The organism is Kosakonia arachidis, assembly GCF_900116535.1.
In the GTDB taxonomy this organism is placed as follows: domain Bacteria; phylum Pseudomonadota; class Gammaproteobacteria; order Enterobacterales; family Enterobacteriaceae; genus Kosakonia; species Kosakonia arachidis.
This window is the reverse complement of record NZ_FPAU01000003.1, coordinates 132,885-154,498: the sequence shown is the minus strand read 5'-3', so window position 1 is coordinate 154,498 and position 21,614 is coordinate 132,885. Positions and strand designations below refer to the sequence as shown.

Sequence of the window (21,614 nt, the reverse complement as noted above, 5' to 3'; positions counted from 1 at the left end):
ATCGGCTTCCTGCTTACGTTACGATTTCGCTTTCGGCATCTGGGAAACCAGTGACAGGTTGACGTCCATGCCTTCCACCTGGAAATGCGGTACGGCGTACAGCTTCACGCGGAAGAAACCCGGGTTGTCTTCAATGTCTTCCACCACCACTTTGGCGTCACGCAGCGGATGAGACGCCTGCAACTCGTCGCCCGGATCGGTCATTTCCGTGACCAGACTGCGAACCCAGGTGTTGAGCTCAAGCTCCAGCAGACGACGGTCTTTGGTGGTGCCGATGTTTTCACGCTGAATCAGTTTCAGGTAATGGGCGATGCGCGACAGCAGGAAGATGTACGGCAGACGCGCGTTGATACGGCTGTTGGCTGTCGCATCGGCGGTGTCATACAGGGCCGGCTTCTGGGTGGAGTTGGCCGAGAAGAAGCAGGAGTAATCGCGGTTCTTGTAGTAAGAGAGCGGAATGAAGCCCAGATTCGCGAACTCAAATTCACGGGTTTCCGGGATCATCACCTCACTCGGGATTTTCACCTGATTGCCGGTACCCAGATCGTACAGATGAATAGGCAGGTCCTGCACGGCACCACCGGCCTGCGGACCACGGATTTGCACGCACCAGCCGTTATTGATAAAGCTGCGTACCATGTTGGCTGCGAACGCAAACGAGGCGTTGGTCCACAGGTATTTGTCGTGATCCGGGCCTTTCACTTCTTCGACGTAGTTGAAGCTGCGCACCGGCACGGTGTCCGGGCCATACGGCAGGCGGCCCAGTACACGCGGCATCACCAGACCGATATAGCGGGCATCATCCGTCTCGCGGAAGGATTTCCACTTGATGTACTCCGCACGGTCAAAGTAGTTACCGATATCCTTGATGGCCGCCACTTCCTCCATGCTGTCTTTCAGGAAGAATTTCGGGCCCGCAGAGCCGATAAACGGCATATGCGCTGCGGCGGAGACTTTCGAAATATTGCGCAGCAGCGTGACGTCCTGCGCAGACGCATCAAATTCGTAAGCGGAAATCAGCGCGGCAACCGGCTCGCCACCCGGGGTGTCATACTCGTCGATATAGGTATGTTTATACAGTCCGCTCTGGATGATTTCCGGGCTGTCTTCAAAGTCCTGACGCAGGTCTTCTTTGGACATATCCAGCAGTTCCACTTTCACGTTCTGGCGGAAATCGGTTTTGTCGACCAGCGATTTCACGCCGCACCACAGACTTTCCACTGCCTGAAAGGCCTCATGGTGCATGACAGCATCAAGCTGACGGCTGATCTGGTGATCCAGTTCCGCGATATGATGGTCAATCAGGTTTTTGTCGAGTTTTTCAACTTTTGAGCCCGATTTGGTCAGGCACTCGAGGAACACCTGCATCCCCGCCGTTAAACGTTCATCCGCAGTGGCATCCGACATCGCCTGTGCATCCTGCCAGATATCCAGCGCACTCAGCTCAGAGACCGGGCTCAGGTTGATTTTTTCAAACAGGGACGCATAAACCCCGCCCGCCGCAGGACGTTCAAGCACCACACTCTCGCCAGCGGTGGCATTCTCATTTTTTACCGACATCAGCATCTTCCTTATTAATCCGTTAAAACATCGTGTCCGTTATGGCTGTTTCGGGGCCAGGGCTGAGAGTTCGGCTCTGAGTTCTGCGCTTAAGGCCGGGTCGAGCAGGATTTTTTCCAGCGCCTGACGGAAAGCCTGGTTGTCCAGCAGGTTAGCCTTTAAATCACGCAGCAGATTGCGCATGGAAAGCATCGCCTTCAGCTGGGGGATCTGCCGGGAGACCTGTTCAGGGGTGAAATCCTTCATGCTCCGGAAAGTCAGACTGATGTTGTCTTCACTGCCGTCATCAGCCAGCGTGTTTTTAACGGTCAGATTGACTTTTGGGGAATATTCGGCAAGCACAGCGTCAAAATTATTTTTATTCAGATTAACTTTTTTTCGCTCAGATAAAGGCGCTGCCTCCTGGCCATGACTGAAATCACCCGCCACCAGTAATTTCAGGGGGAGCTCGGTTTTCTTGCTCGCCCCGCCGGTATGCAAATCCAGTTTTAAATTAATACGTGCTTTGGGTATTTCGGACTGAAAGGAAGAATTAGACATGGCTGTCCCTGTTCTATGGAGTGATAGAAACGGTCAATGCCAGTGAGAAATTAATAAGAAAGGCTTACCCTGCCAGAACAACATCCAGGTTAACATCTTCCCGCGAGAATCAAAATCCTGGGGTTAAAAGCGAGCGCATTCCATTCACCAGCATATTAACACTGTGTTTTTGAGTATTTATCTGAAATAAAAAATTTCGGATAAGACCCAATAGCCGGAGTGTAGGAACGTTCCCGAATGACTGGAAATAAAAATATGTAACAAAAATTTACAAAACAGGTCATTCTAAAATAAAAATCATCATTATGATTTATAAGAATTTTCTAACAAAAAACATAAGATACTGATGGATAAAGGCATTAGACAAGTGTTCGATTTAACTTAAGGCTAAAATTCGCACAGAACCTCATCGCCCGCGTGAAATATCTGATTTTTTATTTTTATAAAAAATGAGAGGCAGGACGTGACCGGGCATGTAAAAAACCGAAGATATATCCAGATTTTTATTATTTACTTAAACTTGGCTTATTTATTTTCACCAAAAAGGAAATGTAACGACTGGCCTTGACGCATATCTCACACCAGTGCCAGTGATATTAACCAGAAGAGCTTCATTGTCCCAGTCAGTCTCCGCCACTAACCACTGCAACGACTCATCAACATGTTTATGTCTGATGTTGCAGATCTGGCAGCATATGTGTACAACGAGCTGGCGTTCCCGGATGGTTTGTTAAAATATATCGCGATATATCCGAAGTGCCCTTTACTCACCGAACCTCATTCTGTGCCGGATTAAGATGCAAAATTGAATCAAAACGGAATAAAAATAAGTCACATCAAAAATATTATTTAATGAATTAAGTTAAATCATCGATTCCGGGCCCGCTGTTCATTAAGAATTGAGATCCTCAACGAGATGACAATGATCACCTGCATGATGAAGGTACTTTGCTACTTTGCTTAGCGCCTCATTGTTGAACACGGGACTTTAAATCCGAAGGACGTTTCACCATCCTCTGGATGGTGATCTCATTTAAGAGCCTATCCCATTAGGCTCTACGTTTATTTGACTTAGGGGATATTCTACGCTGCTTTCATTTTGAGATACGAGTGGCAATTTTCGAATTATTATAATAAATGCACATCCTGACTATCGTTTTATATCGCCTTGCTATTGTTGCAGATTTACTATACTCGACCCAATAAGTACGATTATTCGATGAAGATTCAGAAGGGTGTTTCTGCACCTCTGTTTCGTATTCATCCAGTGGAATTAAGGCAGGCAAGAGTGAAGAATTTGGTACATGCTTTTTTTCGAAAATGCCCTGGACTGGCGATACTTTGTTTCTGTTTTTTTCACTTACAGGCACAGGCCGTTGACCCGCTCTTGAATAGCCCGACGCATACAACTCAAACGGGAGAATTGCCCGATAAGCAGGCACGCGGAATGTTGGTGGCGGTCGAGCAGGCGACGATTTCGAGCGATCTTGCCGGGCGTATAACGGAAATGCCTTTCCGGGAAGGGGAGCCTTTCAAGAAAGGCGATCTGTTGGCGCGTTTTGACTGCGCTATCTATCAGGCCCAACTGGCCGCCTCTCAGGCCGCTATGCGGGTAGCCGATGCCGAACTCAATCAAAATCAGCAGCTTGCGCAAATGAAATCGGTCGGCAAATACGCCGTTTCCCTATCCGCCGCACGTCTGGCTCAGGCGCAGGCGGAAAGCCAGGTGTATCAGATTCAGGTGACCCACTGTCGCATACTGGCGCCGTTCGACGGTCAGGTCGTTAAGCGGCGCGCCCAAGCCTATGAAAGTGTCGCGGCGGGCGCACCTGTACTTGATATTGTGAGTAATCGTCATCTGGAGATTGATCTGCTGGTGCCATCTCGCTGGCTCTCAATGCTCAAACCGGGGCTGACCTTTACTTTTACGCCGGATGAAACAAACAAGCCGCTGCGCGCCACTGTATCCCGCCTGGGTGCGCGTATTGATGAAAGCAGCCAGACGCTGAGCCTGACAGGCGTTATCGACAGCAACGACAGTACCCTGATGGCCGGTATGAGCGGTACGGCGAACTTTCAGGAGCAACAGTGAACAATACGCCTCCCCTTCCCGGCGAACGTATCTTTGCCCAGTTTCTGGACATTGAACGTCAGGCTCGATCGGCGGAAACGCCCGAAGCACTGGCTTACTGCATCGTTAACGACAGCCAGCCGTTGTTCGGATTTCGTCATGCTGCGCTGGTGATCAACGGCACGGTACGGGCGGTTACCGGTGTCACACAACCAGCTCCCCACGCGCCGTTCGTGGCGTTTATTGAGCGGGCCGGTGCGCAGTTACAACGTCATTCGCAACATGCTCAATGTGCCGTTGTGCAGGCCGCGTTACTCGATCAGCAAAGCCGTAATGACTGGCTTGCGCTTTCTGCTCCTGAAGTGCTGTGGGCACCGCTAAAAGATCGCAAGGGTCGAGTGTTTGGTGGGATATGGTATGCGCGTGAGCAACCCTGGCAAAATGCTGAAACGTTGCTTGTTGAACAGCTGGCACATGCCTTTGGTCATGCCTGGTTGGCACTGGAACCACAACCCGTCTGGCGACGCCCGCGCTGGCGCTGGAAGCTGGCGATCCCCTGTATGCTTCTGGTCGGCTGTCTGTTTATTCCTGTCCACCAGTCGGTGCTGGCTCCGGCAGAAGTGATCCCACTGAATGGACGCGTTGTTGCCGCCCCGATTGATGGAGTGATTCAGGCTTTTGCGGTACAGCCTAACCAGAGCGTACACAAAGGTGATCTGCTGGTTCGTTTTGACGATACAACGCTGAAAGCGCAGGCGGATGTGGCAGAGCGCGCATTAAACGTGGCAGAAGCGGAATACCGCGCGAGTGCGCAACGGGCTTTTCAGGATACCGATTCCAAAGCACGACTGGATTTCCTTGCTGCACAGGTTGAGCAAAAGCGCGCTGAGCGTGATTATGCCAATGCTTTACTGAGTCGCACTGAAATTCATGCCGAACGGGATGGTATTGCTGTTTTTGCTGATGCCGAACGCTGGGTGGGTAAACCAGTCCGCACGGGCGAACGCTTGCTGGACCTGGCCGATCCTGCCTCAGTATCGCTACGTATCGAGCTTGATGTCGGCGATGCTATTCGTCTTAAGCCGGATGCGCCCATCACCCTCTTTCTCGATAGCGATCCGCTGACGCCGCATGGCGCATTGCTGGATCGTGTTGCTTACGAATCAGAACAAACGCCTGCAGGGAATCTGGCGTATCGACTTGATGCCCGTTTCACCGGAGAGCCGCCGCGCATTGGTTTACGTGGTACAGCTAAGATATCGGGCCAATACGTGCCCCTGGCGGTGTATCTGTTCCGGCGACCACTTGCTGTTTTACGCCAGTCGGTTGGTTTATGACAAACAAGGAAATAAACCGGCTCCTGCCCGCGCTACGGCGCGACCTGCAACTCGTGGAGTCAGCGAAAGGGCTGGACGGTGCGCCGCAATGGGTACTGGCCGACCCGGTGACCGGACGTTATTTCACGCTGACGCCCTCGGCAATACGTCTCTTGCGGCACTGGTCACTGCGCCATCCCCGATGGGTGCTGGAGGCAGCTAACCGTGAGCCGGGTCTGCCGTTGCAGGGCCGCGAGCTGGAGCAGTTATTGCGGTTTCTGCGTAATCACGATTTGATAGCCGCCAGTGACCCGGTGCAACGTCAAGGCTATGCCATTAAAGCCGCAGCGCGGCGGGTAAGTTTGTGGAAAACCCTCCTGCACCAGTATCTCTTTTTTCGCATTCCGCTATGGCGTCCGGATCCGGTGCTCAACCGTTGCTGGCCCTGTCTACAACGTTACGGCCTGCTACTCCTGCGGGTGGTATTACCGCTAATACTGCTGCTGGGGGGCTTTCTGGTTAGTCGTGACTGGGTGCGCTATACCCAGACGTTTCCGCATATGTTCAGTCTGCAAGGGATGGCGGCTTTCGGCATCGCGCTGGTCTTTGCCAAATTTATCCACGAACTGGGGCATGCTTTTATGGCTAAGCGTGCCGGTTGTCGGGTGCAGACTATGGGGGTGGCATTTATTGTGCTGTTCCCGTTGTTTTATACCGATGTCAGCGATGCCTGGAAACTGAAGGACAGGCGTGCCCGATTATTGATCAGCGCTGGCGGTATTCTGGCGGAACTGATGCTGGCCTGCGTTGCGTTACTGGCCTGGGCGCTGTTGCCCGATGGCCCGTTGCGTACGGCAATGTTCATGCTCTCCAGCGCCACCTGGGTCACGACACTGGTGGTCAACCTCAACCCGCTAATGCGTTTTGATGGTTATTTTTTACTGAGCGATTTCTGGCGGGTGGAAAATTTGCAGGATCGCGCCTATGCCTTATGCCGCTGGCATTTGCGTGAAATCTTATTTGATTACGGTCACCCGCCGCCACACACCTGGTCACCGGCTTTACAGCGCAAGCTTCTCCTGTGGGGCTATGCTTCGTGGATATGGCGCTTTTTCCTGTTTTTTGGCATTGCACTGCTGGTGTATCACTTTTTCATTAAGGTCATCGGCATCATGTTGATGTTGGTGGAAATTGGTTGGTTCATTGCTCTCCCAGTGTTGAAAGAAGCCTCTATCTGGTGGTCTATGCGTAAAAGTGCTCATCCTGCAAGGCTGCTGCGTTCGGGCCTGATCCTGCTGGCGTTCCTTGCTATCCTGCTGCTCCCGTGGCGTGGCAGTATCCGTGTTCCGGCGGTGCTGGAAGCGGAAAATGTCAGCGTGCTTTATGCCCCGAGCGCCGCCCAGGTGCGCGCGTTGCATGTTCGTGACGGTCAGCAGGTAAAGGCCGGTGACGTATTGCTGGAGCTGACTTCGTCGGATCTGGATTATCGCCTTGCCATTGAACGCCAGCAGATCAGTATCCTGCAACAACAGCGCCAGCGGGGTGCCGGACGCCAGGAAACTGCCAGCGAAACCCAGGTGCTTGACCGCCAACTGGCAGAATCGCTGGCCCGTTACCGCGGGCTGGATGCGCAGCGTCAGCGGTTATCGATCACCGCACCACAGGCAGGCCAGGTGCGAGACGTGGCGCGGGATATGACCGAAGGACGCTGGCTACCCACCGATTTACCCCTGCTGCGGGTGGTTGAGCAAGGCGCAGGCAAAGTGCAGGGCTATTTGCCCGAGGATACCCTCGCGCGCGCGAAAACCGGCATGACAGGGGAATTTATTGCTGACGATCCGTCCTACCCGCGGATTGCGGTCCGCTTAAACGATATTGCGCCCACCGGCACAGCCTGGTTACAACAAGAGATGCTGGCATCTGATCGCCATGGCCCCATCGCCGTACGTCGCGACCGCGACCACAACCCACAACCCATACAGGCGCAGTATCGCGTCCGCTTTGGGGTGCTGGAGGAGCAATTCCAGCCGCCGCAACAGCCGCTTCGGGGTAGCGTCATTCTGCAAGGGGAAAAAGAGTCAATCCTGGGTGCGGTATGGCGACGGATCGCGGCGCTTGGGATCCGCGAGAGCGGATTTTGATCGCGTCAGACAGACGAAACGGCTGCCTGACGACCACAACCAAAAAAGATTAAGAATATATTTTTGAATATATAAGACAAATCCCATTTGTCTGACTATGTTTTGATGGTGGTCGGGCATTCAAACACAACACCGCTCTGCCATTGCACACCCGTGACACCCCATCTTCTGGGGATAGATAGCATGATGACTATTATCCGATGGGCTTAGCTGTGTCGTGAAGCCGCTTTCTGGCAAGGAGAGATCTTTATGAAAAATGCTAAATATTTACTTACAAAAACAACCATTGCCGCTACCTTGGGGATCGTTTTTTCGCTGCCGCAGTCGGCTTTCGCCTGCAACGGGGCGGGTGACGAATTCATTGGCAGTGTTTGTTATATGGCTATCCGGTATTGCCCGGAAGGCTATTTACCTGCCGATGGCAGGACACTGAACGTCAATGGTTACCAGGCGCTTTATTCATTGATTGGCAATATTTACGGCGGGACAGCGCCAACGACCTTCTCGCTGCCTGACTTGCGGGGAAGGGCCGCGATAGGTACTGGTCCACTGAATGGTTCTATTCCGGTTTATAGTGCTGGGCAGAAAGTCGGGCAGGAAGGTTCAACGGTAATTGCGTCTACATCAGTCACGCTGGCTGCCCCTCAGGTACCACCGCATACTCACCCTGCCACCCTGACGTTGAACGGTACTGCCGGTACGACGCCAGTGGCCAGCGGTTCCGTTTCTTTGGCGCTTTCTGGCAGTATCACCAACCTGCCTTTTAGCGCCGTAGCCAGTCTTCCTGTCACCGGTATCGCCAAAATTGGTTCGTCTACCACAACCGGGCGTAGCGCTAACCTGACCGATAAAGCCTTGTTGACCACGGTTGTTGGGCCGGCCGCCCAGATCTACGCCCCTTCTGGCACCAACGATCGGCAGGTAGGGCCGGATGACGGCGTGACGGGTACCGCGAGTGGCCCGGTCAGTGGTACTGCTGGCGGCGGGCAACTGTCGGGAACGGCGTCTGGCAATGTCAGTCTGCCGTTAACCGCTGCCGTTTCGGTGGGGCCGAATGCGACGACTCCTGCTCCGGTCGTCATTCAGGTGCCAGTACCGTTGCCGGTGCGCGATCCATCGCTGCCCCTGACCGCCTGCATTGCAGTGACAGGGATTTATCCGGTCAATCCGGGCTGATTTACCTCGGCTGATGGGTAGTTTTTTGCTACCCATCACACGCCCTTGACAAAACAGAACTAAAAGCAGCACAAAATGCAAATATATCTATTCATTCACACAATTAAGACATAAATTGCATTTCAGAAACAAATTGAAATAATTACCCGCAACCTGGCGACACTGAACCCATGGCATGCGGAAATAATGACCGGAATGTTATTCATCTGCTGGGGTATCTCTATGTTATGGCGTGATCTGTTCAGTAACCATCGCGTTGCGCGTCAACAACGCAAGCCCTCTCCCCGTCCCGTTGAGATGATGCCTTCCGTCCCGCTGGGATATGCACTTGAGCCGAGAATGATGTTTGACGGTGCCATTGCCGCAACGGTGGATCAAACCGCTACTGCGCAAGAGACCACACCCACGGCTACCCCAGACACAGCAACAACACATACCAACGATAGCCATGCACAGAACAGCGACAGCCAAACTCAGGTAGCCCATCAGGACACCACCACCGATAACACGAAAGTCCCTGTAGCAGGCGATAGTGCGCAACCGCACAAAGAAGTGGCGTTTGTTGATACCTCAGTGGCGGATTACCAGACCTTGGTTGACCAGGTGCCTTCCGGAACGGAAGTGGTATTGCTGGATAGTAGCAAAGACGGACTGACCCAGATGGCAGAGTGGGCGCAAACCCATCACGGTTATGATGCGATTCATATCATCAGTCATGGCAGTGAAGGGCAGGTTTCGCTGGGGACGCTGACGTTAAATACAGCGACGGCAGCGTCACGCTCCGCTGATTTGGCGACGCTGGGTTCCGCGTTGACGGAAGATGGAGATCTATTGCTGTACGGATGTGATATCGGTGCCACGGGTAGCGGCGCGTTTCTGCAATTGCTGCATGATACAACAGGCGCTGACATTGCGGCTTCCAACGATAACACCGGTGCTGCTGCGCTAGGCGGCGACTGGGTACTCGAAACCTCAGTGGGCGATATTCAGGCCCATTCCTTGAGTGTATCCGATTACTCACACTTGCTCTCAACGGTAACATTTGTCGTAGATTCGCAAGAAGATAGCGATGCGAATAGTAATAACATGTTCGTGCGCACTATCGACGGGGCGAGTTTCACGTTTAAAGCCGGCTCAACGATCACAGGAACGAACGCGAGTTATCTCGATATTCAGGAAGATACATCCCCTAATTATCAGGCCTCCGGTGGTGGGATCGGCCCGGGGATTTATTCGCTATCCGACCGTAATGGCGGCAGTGGTATGGATTTCGAGATCTCGGTACAAAGTGGCTATACCTTTGATTTAACGGGATTCGAAACGCAGCTTCGAACCGGTAACCTGACGATTTATTATGTTAAAGATGGCGCTACCAGTTCTTTCTCTCTTACTCCTGGCGCGGATGCATTTCATACCTACAGTGGCGTAACCACGCTGAATGATGTGACGTCGGTGGTATTTACCTCGGAAGACTATGGCCTTTTTCAAAACATCATTATCACCGATGTTAAAACTGCTGCGCCAAAAGACACCACCTCCACGCTGACCGCAGGGGCTGCCAGCGAGGCGACCACGTTTTCTACCACGGCGACATCAGTGGGCAGCGCGGCGTCACTGATGGATTTCACGATTACGGATACCGGTGCATCGGACGGGGTCGCCACGACCGTCAGCGCGTTATACGCCAACGTCAGTGGAAGCGCGACATCATCAGAATTGAGCCAGATGACCTTCCTGCTCAGCGGGCCTGATGCCACTAACGTCGTCGGCACGTACGACAGCAGCACGGGCCGAGTCACCTTTTCCGGGCTTAATGTGTCGATTGCGGATGGCGGTAGCGAAACTTACACCATTAAGGCGTATTACAGCGATAACACCAGCAGTAACGACATTACCGATCACCACACGGTGGTAGTGTCTATCAATGCCAGTAACGTGACCACCGGGTCGGGAAGTTCCATCTTTGCGGGCGTCCAGAGCAACGTGACCAACGGTAGCGGTGCCAGCATTGATGTGGCAGCAACCCAATTGATTTATAGCCAATCGCCGTCCACCTCAGTGGTCAGTGGCATTAACTTCACCACCCAGCCGGTGCTGTACGCGGTTGACGCTCGAGGCAATATCGACACCGATTTTAATAGCTCGGTAACGCTAAGCGAAAATGGCAGCGGCTCGCTGACCGGCACCACTCAGGTGACCGCCTCAAACGGTATTGCTACCTTTAGCGGCGTGAAGTACACCTCGGCCAGCGATGCCGACGCTAACTTCGTGCTGACGGCGGCGTCCGCTAGCCTGGCCAGCGTCACATCTGCATCGATCAATCCGGATGTGGTAGCGACGCGATTGGTTTTCTCCACCCAGCCCGTGCCCACAACAATTCAGAACGGACAAAGCACCAGTTTTAGCACGGTACCTGTCGTTCAGGCGGTCGATGCGAATGGCATGGTGGATCAGGATTACACCACCAATATCGTGCTCTCGGTGACTGACCCTAACGACAGTGTTGTCGATGGTACGGTCAATAGCCTGACGGTCACCTCGGGCGATCATGATGCCAGCGCTACGACGGTAACATTAACGCCGTCTGGCGGTATCGCCACTTATAGCGGCCTCGTCATCATGTATACCAACAACGGCAGCAGCAACACATTGGCGTTACGGGCCACATCAGGCGGCCTGACGGCGATTAATAGTTCGTCGATAACCTCAACCATCAACACCGCCCCTGTATTCAGCAACCTGAACGGCGGAGCCACCTATACCGAAAATGGCAGCGCGGTGGTGATAGACAATGATGTCACGGTCGCAGATACCGAGCTGAATAACCAAGGCAACTATAACGGCGCGTCTATTTCAATCGCCCGTAACGGTGGGGCGAACAGTGTCGATACCTTCGGTAATAGCGGACTGCTGGGGACGCTGACTCAAGGGCAAAACTTCACCTATAACGGCACGGCGGTGGGCAGTGTCACAACAAATTCCTCCGGCACGCTGACGCTGGCGTTCAATAGCAATGCAACGTCGGCGATAGTGAATGCGGTACTGCAATCCCTGACCTATGCCAACAGTTCTGACGACCCACCGGCCAGTGTGACGCTCAACTGGACCTTTAATGACGGTTCGCTCAATAGCACGGGTACTAATCAGGCAGTGCTGAGTATCACACCGGTCAATGACGCACCGGTCATCAGCAATACGTCAGTGGGCAAAACCTTCAATGAGGACACTGCCCAGACCTTTAGCGCTGCCGATTTTGGTTTCAGTGATGTGGACAGTGGCGACACCCTGCAATCTATCACTATCGTTACGGCACCGACCGCCGGTGAGCTGTTTATTGACGCCAACAGTAACGGTGTTCGCGATAGCGGTGACACGTTGCTTGGAGATGGTGCGGTGGTCAGTGCGGCCAACATAGGCAAACTGACCTTCCGCCCGACCGCGAACGCGAACGGCACGGGTTATGCCTCCTTCACCTGGAAGGTCAGCGATGGCACAGTGTTGTCCGGCAATACTGGGACGATGACTCTTAACGTAACGCCGGTTAACGATGCGCCAGTGATTAGCAGCACGGCTGTCAGCAAGACCCTCAATGAAGACAGCGCCCAGACCTTTACTGCTGCCGATTTCGGCTTCAGCGATGTCGACAGCGGTGACACCCTGCAATCGATTACCATCGTTACCGGTCCGAGCGCCGGCGAGTTGTTTATTGACGCGAACAACGACGGAGTGCGTGGCGGCGGCGACACCCTACTGGGCAATGGATCGGTGGTCAGTGCGGCCGATATCGGCAAACTGACCTTCCGCCCGACGGCGAATGCCAACGGCATGGGGTACGCCGCCTTTACCTGGAAAGTCAGTGATGGCACGGCGTTGTCCGGCAATATCGGGGCGATGACCCTCAACGTAACACCGGTTAACGATGCGCCAACGTTATCCAGCGGCGTGACGCTACCCCTGACATCAACGACGGAAGATGTGACATCGTCTGCTACTACCGTATCGTCGTTGCTCAGCAATGCGGGCTATGGGGATGTGGACAGCGGGGCATCCGGCGGTATTGCGATTACGGCGATGGCAGGGAACGGGGGCTGGCAGTATTCCACGGATAGTGGCGCGAACTGGTTTTCTATCGGAACAGTATCAAGCTCATCGGCATTGCTATTGGGGGCGACGGCGCAGGTTCGCTATGTGCCGGACAGCGCCAATGGTGAAACCGCAACCCTGAGTTTCCGCGCGTGGGATCAAACCAGCGGTAGCGCGACGGCCGGGAGCAGCAAAGGCCTGGCGGATACCTCGACGACTGGCGGCAGCAGTGCGTTTTCCACCAATAGCGCACAGGCATCGTTGGTGGTCACCAGCGTGAATGACGCTCCTACCGTGGGAAGCCCGGTCAGTATCCAAAGCGCCACCAAAGACACAGCGTTCAGTTTCACCGTGCCTGGCGGTACCTTTGTCGATGTGGATAGTGGCGATACCTTGACGCTGAGCGCGACACAGTCGGATGGCTCGGCACTGCCCTCCTGGCTGAGTTTCAACCCGTCCACCCGTACCTTCTCCGGCACGCCAGCCAGAAGCGACGTCGGCACCCTGAGCATCCGGGTCACCGCAACGGACAGCAGCAGCGCCACGGTCAGCACGACGTTCGGCTTGACCGTTAATAACAGTAACCTGCCGCCAGTTGTTGCCACGCCCGTTACCGATCAGGTCGTTGCCCAAGGCGGCAGCTTCAATTTTACCGTGCCGACGGGCACGTTCACCGATCCGGACGTGGGCGAAATCCTGACACTGAGCGCCACGCTGGCCGACGGTTCAGCGCTGCCCAGTTGGCTGAGCTTTAACCCGGCCACCCGCACCTTCTCCGGTACACCCGCGAATGGCGACGTCGGCAATCTGTCTGTCCGGGTCACGGCAACCGACACCAGCAACGCCTCTGTCAGCACCACTTTCGGGCTGAGCATCACCAACATTAACGATGCGCCGGTGCTCTCCGGCACGCTGAATGCACAAACCGCGACACAAAACAGCAGTTTCAGTTTCACCGTCCCGGAAAACGTCTTCACCGATCCGGATGTGAGCGACACGCTGACGCTGAGCGCCACGCTGGCTGACGGTTCAGCGTTGCCCGGCTGGCTGAGCTTTAACCCGGTCACCCGCACCTTCTCCGGTACACCCGCGAATGGCGACGTCGGCAATCTGTCTGTCCGGGTCACGGCAACCGACACCAGCAACGCCTCTGTCAGCACCACTTTCGGGCTGAGCATCACCAACGTTAACGATGCGCCGGTGCTGTCCGGCACGCTGAATGCGCAAACCGCGACACAAAACAGCAGTTTCAGTTTTACCGTCCCGGAAAACGCCTTCACCGATCCGGATGTGGGCGACACGCTGACGCTGAGCGCCACGCTGGCCGACGGTTCAGCGTTGCCCGGCTGGCTGAGCTTTAACCCGGCCACCCGCACCTTCTCCGGTACACCCGGCACTGGCGATACTGGAGACTTATCCATCCGCATTACCGCTACCGACGGCAACAACGTATCAGTCAGTACGGCCTTTAATCTGACGATTGCGGCCAGCAGCACTAGCGGTGGCGACCCGGAATTCCGCATGAATCCCGGCGGCACCCAGCCGTCAGTGACGCCTCCTGCACCGGTGATCACTTTGGCCGCCAATGCGCCCGTAACGTTAGGCACGTTGTTCTCCCCGCCGTCGCTTGGCGCACTGAACACGGCTGGAACAGCAGATGTTGCGACGGTCACGTCGACGATTTTTCAGTCATCACAGCGGACAGCACCAGACAACAACATGCCGATCAGCCAGGTTGCGGGCACGTTTGCACAAGGTAGCACCTCCAGCAGCGCCAGCCTGTTCGAAAGCTCCCTTGGTTCGTTCCCCAGCTTTAACAGCGGTGGAGCACTGGGGGGAACGTCTTCACTGGCAGGGATGTTTTCGGGTGGCAGACTGCCTTCTCTGTCGCCGATGGTGGTGTTCTCTGGAGGGAGCTGGCGCAATATCAATTCCAGTGATGGCGCGGGCGCGCCCATCGCCGAATTGATGCACTTCGCTCCTGATCTGGAGTGGCAATTACACCGTATTGGGGACGAGGCGCAGCAGCGGCTGGTAGCCATGGAGCAGGCGTTGAAGGATGTCGGCCAAATCACAGACGACAAACAACGCACATAAACGCGCCTCTGGGTCAGGCGTGGATGACAATAACAACAAGAGTCAGCAGGGGTAGAATCGTGTTAAAGGGTCGGAAACTTTTCAGTCTGAGTCTCATCGTGGTGGCCATGAGCGGCTGCGCCGTCAACAGCCAGCCGTTTTCCAAAGCGGAAGGTGAGCAGCGTATTCAGCAGGACAAGATCGCCATGTTCAGCAAGCAAGAGCCGGTGACAGCACCGATAACGCTCTATGATGCTATGGCGAGGGCACTTAAATACAACCTGGAAGCCCGTCTTAAAGTGATGGAGCAGGCATTATCACAACAACAACTGGAGCTTGCACGCTATGACATGCTGCCGCAAATTGCCATGTCGGCAGGCTACGTTGGCCGCAGCAATATCAGTGCATCCAGCAGCCGAAGCATTGAAACCGGGCGACAATCGCTGGAGCCATCCACCTCGCTGGATCAGAACCGTGACGTTGCCGATCTGACTATGGTCTGGAACGTATTAGACTTTGGCGTCAGCTATGTCAGCGCCAAGCAACGCGCAGATCAACGTTGGATCGCCGATGAACGTAAACGCAAGGTTGTACATACCATTATTCAGGATGTACGTTCTGCCTACTGGCGGGCCGTAGCGGCGGAACGCCTGCTGGGCCGTATCGACAGCCTGATCGACCGGGTTAACCAGGCGCGTGAAGCCAGTGAGCATATGAGCGCACAGCAGGTGGGCGATCCTGTCGAAGTACTGAGTTATCGCCGCACCTTGATTGATGCCGTGCGTCAACTGGAGGAGCAACGTCGGGCGTTATCGCTGGCAAAAACCGAGCTGGCAACCTTAATGAACCTGCCACTGGATACCGCCTATACGTTGTCCTTGCCGGAAAAAGATGACATGTCCGTGCCGCAACTGAATGTCGATTTCGCCACCCTGGAACAGACCGCGCTGTTAAGTCGCCCGGAACTGAGGGAGCAGGACTATCAGGTGCGCATCCATACAGCCGAAACCCGTAAAACGTTGCTGCGCATGTTGCCAGGGCTGGAGGTCAGTGCCGGGGGACATTACGACAGCAACTCCTTTATGGTGAATCAGAGTTGGGCTGATGTGGGTGTCAAGGTCACCTGGAACCTGTTTAATCTGCTGTCCGGGCCAGCAGCTTATAAAACAGCAAAAGCCAATGAGAGCGTATCAGAAGTGCAGCGCCAGGCCATGTCTCTGGCAATTATGGCGCAACTGTATGTCGCCCGTGCGAATTTCAATGAAGCGCAGCGCCAGTACAAAACCAGCGAGGAGTTGAGCGATCTCGATGGTCAGATTGCCGGGCAGTTGAGAAACCGCTACAAGGCAAACAGTATCGGCGAGTTGCAACTGATTCAGGGGGAACTCAACGCGTTGAACGCCAATCTTCGCCAGGATCTTGCCTACGCGGAACTGCGCAATACCTATGGACAAATACTCTCAACTGTTGGGCTGGATTTGCTGCCTAAAACGCTGCCATCCGATCGTCTGACCGACATAAGCAACGCGTTACGTCAGTCAGAAAGCAACTGGCAACAGGGTAAAATCAGTGCCATGCAGTCGTTCTGAATCGCAGAATTTTCTGGCGTCTGAAAAATGGCGCCAGCCTTAACGCTAAAAAACCTCAGCAGAATTATTCGTCATCCAATGAACTGAGGACCTTGTTTGCTTCTGTTGTGAGTAAATATTAACCGAAAGTAATAAGTCAAAATGTCGGCTGACAGGTTTTTTTTTGTGACTTATACTGCTTGCAAGGTGATGGCGTTCCACCTTTCCCAACCGCCCCGTTCGGGGCTGATGACGCCTGATATGACTCTTGATTTTCAGGAGGTATGTCAGGCCGTCGATAAATCCTTCCGGCCTGTGTACTTCCCTTAACGGGGATACGCCTTTGATTAATGTTTTTGTCCATCTTAACCCTGACAGCAATGCTGTCTGTACCGCAGCCGTGACGGCGGGCTGGCTCAACCGATGTGGCCGTCCCTCCCGTGACTGGAGGGCCGGTGAAGCGACCCCTGAGACACGCTATATTTTTGAAGCTGCCGGGCTCCCCCTGCCACCCCTGCTCGATATTCCACTGAAAGCTGAACAAGTATGGCTGGCCGATTTTACCGAGCCGGTACAGGGGCCTGCTGACCTTCTTCAAAGTAATATCGTCGGGATTATCGACCATCACCGGCTGGGCGGTCTGGTCACGCAACTGCCGCCGGAAGCCAGGATTAAACCGGCAGGCAACAGCGCGACAGTACTCTGGCTACTGATGGATGCAGAAATGCGCCGCACGATACCCCCCATCTTGCTTCCTGGCGTGCTACTCAGCAACACAGTTATTCTGCGCTCACCCACCACGACGGAAGACGATATCCGTACAACCAGTGAGCTCTTTGCCCTGTCGGGAATAAAACACAGGGCGTTTGCATGTGTGCTCCTGACCGCCAAAACCGATATCACCGGACAGTCAGCAGAACAGCTTCTGTCCTGGCTGGAGCACTTCCTCAGTCAAAACCGGAGACAGACATGAAAATCTACACACATGCACTTGTTCTTGTTCAGGGGAAAGAAGACGGCGTGCCCCTCCTCGCACTGGCGACAACGCTATCCCACCTGCTGCAAATGAAGATCACACTTGCTCATATCTGCAATGACTATCGGGAGATGAATTACGTATCGGACAGCCTGATGGATGATGCCGTATCAAAAGATGTTGTTCAGGCAAAGGCGCTGCTCAGTGAGCTGACGTCTTCTGTGGCTGAGCACGTTGACGTAAGGGAGCTGGTCACTATGCGGCGCTTTGAGGATGTGGATAAGTGCATTGCCGACCTGGGCGTTGACCTTGTTATAGCAGGTCACCGTAACCGCTTTTTGGGAGTACTGACATCCCGTTCGGCAGAATACATCAACCACCTGAATGTAGACGTTCTGATTAAACACATTCACGACTGAACTACAGGAGAACTGTATGAATTTTCTACTCGAAAAAGTCACCGCTCGCGAAATTCTTGACTCCCGCGGTAATCCCACTGTTGAGGTGGACGCTTTTACTTCTGATGGGCAGATGGCGCGCGCGTCGGTACCTTCAGGGGCCAGTACTGGTTCAAGAGAGGCAACTGAGCGCCGTGATGGCGATACAGGGCGCTTCGGCGGGAAAGGCGTCCTTGATGCCATTAAGGCCGTGGAGACAGAAATCTGCGACACCATCCGGGGAACAGATATTCGCGATCAGCGGCGACTGGATAATCTGATGCGGGAACTGGATGGCACGGAGAACAAAAGCCGGCTCGGTGCCAATGCCATTCTGGGTGTTTCGCTGGCGGTAGCCAGACTGGCTGCTCAGGTCACTCGTCAGCCGCTTTACCGCTATCTCGGCGGACTCAATGCCAGTCTTCTGCCGGTTCCGTGCATGAATATTATTAACGGTGGCGTTCATGCCCGTGGTCAGGGTGCCGATTTTCAGGAATTCATGATAGCACCGCACGGTGCGTCAACGCTGGCAGAGGCTGTCCGTCAGGGCAGCGAAGTCTATCAGGCCCTGCGCCAGCTCCTTCTGTCCCGACACCTCTCCGCAGCTGTTGGTGATGAAGGGGGATTTGCTCCGACCGTCTCCTCAAACCGGGAGCCTCTGGAATTCATTGTTCAGGCAATTGAGAAAGCGGGTTACCGGCCGGGGGAAGATATCAGTATCTGTATGGACCCGGCATCCAGTGAATTTTACAGCGACGGGAAATATCATCTTCGCACCGAAAGCAGCGCCCTGAGCTCTGAAGAAATGACGGATTATTATGGTGAACTAATGAACCAGTTCCCCATTATTCTGCTTGAGGATGGGCTCGCCGAGGATGACTGGGACGGCTGGAAATACCTGCATAATAAACTTAGTGGCCGCGCCGAACTGGTCGGTGACGACCTGTTTGTGACGAATGTGAAGTATATCCGCCGGGGAATAGAAGAACACCTTGCCAGCGCGGCCCTCATCAAACTCAATCAGATTGGCACGTTGAGCGAGACGTTCGACGCGGTTTCACTGTGTCATGAAAACGGATGGGGGGCTTTTATTTCGCACCGCAGCGGTGAAACCATGGACACGTTTATCGCCGATATGACAGTGGCGCTACGGGCTGGACATCTGAAAACCGGTGCACCCTGCCGCGGCGAACGCATCGAAAAATACAATCAGCTTATGCGCATTGAGCAGGAGTTGGGCTGTGAAGCCCGTTATGCAGGTATTAAGGCATTTGTTCGCCGTGGTTGAAAAAAATCATAACGGCATTTTGAGTGTGTATGCCGGCCAGGTCCGGCATACATCCTGGTTCGAATTTATATTCACCTGAGGTGGGGAGTGTCGCATTGAGTCAGTTAGCAGCAGTTATTATTGGCGGGGCCGTGGGGTGTGTCATCCGCTGGTTTCTTGGGCTTAAGCTCAACAGTGTCTTTCCATCACTTCCGCCCGGAACACTGGTGGTTAATCTGCTTGGTGCTTTTATCATTGGTGCCGCAATGGCCTATTTTATGCGCAATCCTCAGTTGGATCCTGCCTGGAAACTGCTGATCGTTACCGGCCTGTGTGGCGGGATGACAACCTTTTCAACATTCTCTGTAGAAGTCTTCACATTATTACAGGTGGGGAATTACTTGTGGGCCCTCACTTCCGTACTGGTGCACGTGGTAGGGTCGCTGCTCATGACCGCGGCGGGTTTTTACCTGATAACATTACTTAGATGAAACTTACAGTGCAGTCCTCAAATTAAAGATTTGGCCAGGACTGCACTGAATAACCGATTTTGTATGAGGGAATGTGGAAATCGGTTATTCCTGTGTCATGATTTTTTGATGCACTACAAAACGTATCCTGAGAGCCCAGATAACCCATGCCGATTGGTCGCGAGTCTAAGGCATTATTCATTAATAGATCTTCATTTAATTTAGATGGAGCTAAAATATAAGCGAACCTGTAAGTAGATCACTTTAGCCCCATACACTCTTTAAGATTGCTGGTTTTTCAGCCATCAACCTGCATTTATCTGGCGTCAGGTTATTCAGGAATTAACGGAGCCGTTCGCTGTTATATTCAGTCAGCCAGCCTTCTGTAATTTCTTGTCCTCCATTCAGCGTCTTGAACAGGTAACAATCCAGAATTTCTGTACGGCACCTCCAGTTAAAACATTCGATAAACGCATTCTGTTTTGGTTTGCCAAGTTCTGAGGCAGAAAAAATTTATCCTGACTAATAGTGATAAATGATAACAATTAATCAGGAATCTCCCATATATGACCTGACGTTAAACTTCGATTACCCGGATTCCAATATTTTGTGCCATTTTTATGCACTCCGCTGTGTCCTCTCCGCCAGGAAAGGCCAGCAACACGTCAGGACGGCTGTCTTCAAGCATAAACAGGTTACGCCGGGTTTCCGCATATTTACCATGCAGTGCCCAGTTTGCCGGATAGCGGATAATGTGAATGTCTTTGTCTCGTGCCCAGGTTTCAATGGCACGGCCCAATGCATGGTGACCTCCATGGATAAGCACATCTATTGTCTGCGTACGGGTATATAAATCCAGTATACGAGTGAGGGTATGGATGTCGGCATAAAATCGACCGGAGCAGATTAAAACTCTCACTATTGTTTCCCTTAAATTTTTTGATTGAAAAGAAGGCCATACGCACCATGGCGGTTATTGTTTTTAAACAGCAGCGCGAGCACGGCACTAAACGCTGTAGGGAACCAGACCACCAGTTGCGGCATGCTTAGCCCTAATTTTTGTACATAATCAGTTAGTAGCGGCAGCAGCAGTAATGCCAGAGCAGATCCAGACAGGCGAATGATGAGGTTGCCAATCGGCAACCGACGAGCCACGCCTGAACCCGCGTTCAGAACCGGCGGTAGCGCACCGCCTATGTTTGCATCAAACACCAACACGATTGCCGTCGCAGGCATCATGGCGCCGGTGGTGGCGAGGGAAGCTATCAATAAAACAATCGCTACGCTGGAGTGGCAAAACAGTGTCAGGATCACTGCTACCAGTTGAGCAATAAGGGTATCTCCCTGCAGCCCCTGCATTACAGCATGGAAAACCGGTGTAACCTCAATGTCGGCCAACGTCCCGCCAAGCAGATGCAGGGCGAGCAGCATCAGCCCAAGCCCAATGAGCGCACAGCCCACACTCTCAAAGTTGGAATGATCGCGCAGCTTAAAGACCACAAATCCGATCAATAAAAGCAACGGAATAACGATTTCAGTGTTAAAACTCATCAACTGCACGACGAGCGTGGAGCCAATGTTAGCGCCTGGCATCACCGCGAGCGCGGGTGCCAGGCTGAGCGTTCCAGCGGTGGTAAACGATGTGGCCATCATGCTTACCGCGGTGCTGCTTTGCAGAATACCGGTACCGAGAGTAGTGCGGTGAAGCGGTTGGTGAGGTGGCGCACCATCCCGTTACGCAGCCGAGTGCCAAATCCGCGCTGCAGTGCAGTAGCGATCATATGGCTGCCCCAAAGCAGCAAAGCAGCAAAGCAGCAAAGCAGCAAAGCAGCAAAGCAATGGTGCCAGCAACAGATCAGTTCCGGACATGATTAATTCCCCCTCTTATGGACGGGCGCAGCCACACAACACAGTAGCCTGATCGAAAAACGAT

At 53.6% G+C, this 21,614-nt stretch carries 14 protein-coding genes, 1 pseudogene and 1 riboswitch; of the genes and pseudogenes, 10 read left to right on the top strand and 5 right to left on the bottom strand.

Annotation, left to right across the window (positions count from 1 at the left end):
• Nucleotides 1–18: 18 nt before the first annotated feature.
• Complete coding sequence (gene tssC, locus BM427_RS12255) at nt 19–1,566, bottom strand: type VI secretion system contractile sheath large subunit (protein ID WP_090121951.1); 1,548 nt, start codon at nt 1,564–1,566, stop codon at nt 19–21.
• Between the two features lie 33 nt (nt 1,567–1,599).
• Nucleotides 1,600–2,100 carry a type VI secretion system contractile sheath small subunit gene (tssB, locus tag BM427_RS12250; protein WP_090121949.1) on the bottom strand — a complete coding sequence of 167 codons (501 nt, stop codon included), beginning with the start codon at nt 2,098–2,100 and terminating at the stop codon, nt 1,600–1,602.
• Between the two features lie 1,288 nt (nt 2,101–3,388).
• Here tssB and BM427_RS12245 point away from each other — a divergent pair.
• The 10 genes from BM427_RS12245 to crcB all read left to right on the top strand — a co-directional run bounded on the left by BM427_RS12245 (nt 3,389) and on the right by crcB (nt 19,702).
• Nucleotides 3,389–4,192, top strand: a complete 804-nt coding sequence (locus tag BM427_RS12245) for an efflux RND transporter periplasmic adaptor subunit (RefSeq protein WP_244316526.1) — start codon at nt 3,389–3,391, stop codon at nt 4,190–4,192.
• The gene (locus BM427_RS12240) at nt 4,189–5,508 is read left to right on the top strand and encodes an efflux RND transporter periplasmic adaptor subunit (protein WP_090121947.1); all 1,320 of its coding nucleotides are present in this window, start codon (nt 4,189–4,191) and stop codon (nt 5,506–5,508) included. The genes BM427_RS12245 and BM427_RS12240 overlap by 4 nt, the downstream gene beginning before the upstream one ends.
• On the top strand, nt 5,505–7,628 hold the full coding sequence (locus tag BM427_RS12235) for a site-2 protease family protein (RefSeq protein WP_090121945.1): 2,124 nt from the start codon (nt 5,505–5,507) through the stop codon (nt 7,626–7,628). Before BM427_RS12240 ends, BM427_RS12235 begins: the two co-directional genes overlap by 4 nt.
• Nucleotides 7,629–7,877: 249 nt before the next feature.
• Nucleotides 7,878–8,804, top strand: a complete 927-nt coding sequence (locus BM427_RS12230; protein WP_090121944.1) for a tail fiber protein — start codon at nt 7,878–7,880, stop codon at nt 8,802–8,804.
• Between the two features lie 222 nt (nt 8,805–9,026).
• Nucleotides 9,027–14,984 carry a putative Ig domain-containing protein gene (locus BM427_RS12225; protein WP_090122732.1) on the top strand — a complete coding sequence of 1,986 codons (5,958 nt, stop codon included), beginning with the start codon at nt 9,027–9,029 and terminating at the stop codon, nt 14,982–14,984.
• Between the two features lie 59 nt (nt 14,985–15,043).
• Nucleotides 15,044–16,552, top strand: a complete 1,509-nt coding sequence (locus BM427_RS12220; RefSeq protein WP_090121942.1) for a TolC family protein — start codon at nt 15,044–15,046, stop codon at nt 16,550–16,552.
• A gap of 176 nt (nt 16,553–16,728) precedes the next feature.
• Nucleotides 16,729–16,797: riboswitch (Fluoride riboswitch) on the top strand.
• 77 nt (nt 16,798–16,874) lie between these two features.
• On the top strand, nt 16,875–17,504 hold the full coding sequence (locus tag BM427_RS12215; RefSeq protein WP_244316527.1) for a DHH family phosphoesterase: 630 nt from the start codon (nt 16,875–16,877) through the stop codon (nt 17,502–17,504).
• Nucleotides 17,501–17,926 (top strand): universal stress protein, encoded by a 426-nt coding sequence (locus BM427_RS12210; protein WP_090121941.1) that lies wholly within the window; start codon nt 17,501–17,503, stop codon nt 17,924–17,926. The genes BM427_RS12215 and BM427_RS12210 overlap by 4 nt, the downstream gene beginning before the upstream one ends.
• A 16-nt stretch (nt 17,927–17,942) precedes the next feature.
• Nucleotides 17,943–19,232 carry a phosphopyruvate hydratase gene (gene eno / locus BM427_RS12205; protein ID WP_090121939.1) on the top strand — a complete coding sequence of 430 codons (1,290 nt, stop codon included), beginning with the start codon at nt 17,943–17,945 and terminating at the stop codon, nt 19,230–19,232.
• A 95-nt stretch (nt 19,233–19,327) separates the two neighbouring features.
• Nucleotides 19,328–19,702 (top strand): fluoride efflux transporter CrcB, encoded by a 375-nt coding sequence (crcB, locus tag BM427_RS12200; RefSeq protein WP_090121938.1) that lies wholly within the window; start codon nt 19,328–19,330, stop codon nt 19,700–19,702.
• 243 nt (nt 19,703–19,945) lie between these two features.
• Here the strand turns inward: crcB and BM427_RS25745 are convergent.
• From BM427_RS25745 to BM427_RS12185, 3 genes and pseudogenes are all read right to left on the bottom strand, one after another.
• Nucleotides 19,946–20,176, bottom strand: a pseudogene (locus BM427_RS25745) (integrase core domain-containing protein); the annotation flags it as partial.
• Nucleotides 20,177–20,258: 82 nt separating this feature from the next.
• Nucleotides 20,259–20,600, bottom strand: a complete 342-nt coding sequence (locus tag BM427_RS12190; protein WP_090121936.1) for a DUF2493 domain-containing protein — start codon at nt 20,598–20,600, stop codon at nt 20,259–20,261.
• An 11-nt stretch (nt 20,601–20,611) separates the two neighbouring features.
• On the bottom strand, nt 20,612–21,358 hold the full coding sequence (locus BM427_RS12185; protein WP_244316627.1) for a Na/Pi symporter: 747 nt from the start codon (nt 21,356–21,358) through the stop codon (nt 20,612–20,614).
• Nucleotides 21,359–21,614: the final 256 nt, after the last annotated feature.

Excerpts from the sequence above, each read along its gene's own strand:
- BM427_RS12235 (WP_090121945.1), top strand. The coding sequence starts at position 5,505 with ATGACAAACAAGGAAATAAACCGGCTCCTGCCCGCGCTACGGCGCGAC.
- BM427_RS12225 (WP_090122732.1), top strand. The coding sequence starts at position 9,027 with ATGTTATGGCGTGATCTGTTCAGTAACCATCGCGTTGCGCGTCAACAA.
- eno (WP_090121939.1), top strand. The coding sequence starts at position 17,943 with ATGAATTTTCTACTCGAAAAAGTCACCGCTCGCGAAATTCTTGACTCC.
- tssB (WP_090121949.1), bottom strand. The coding sequence starts at position 2,100 with ATGTCTAATTCTTCCTTTCAGTCCGAAATACCCAAAGCACGTATTAAT.
- BM427_RS12230 (WP_090121944.1), top strand. The coding sequence starts at position 7,878 with ATGAAAAATGCTAAATATTTACTTACAAAAACAACCATTGCCGCTACC.
- BM427_RS12210 (WP_090121941.1), top strand. The coding sequence starts at position 17,501 with ATGAAAATCTACACACATGCACTTGTTCTTGTTCAGGGGAAAGAAGAC.
- tssC (WP_090121951.1), bottom strand. The coding sequence starts at position 1,566 with ATGCTGATGTCGGTAAAAAATGAGAATGCCACCGCTGGCGAGAGTGTG.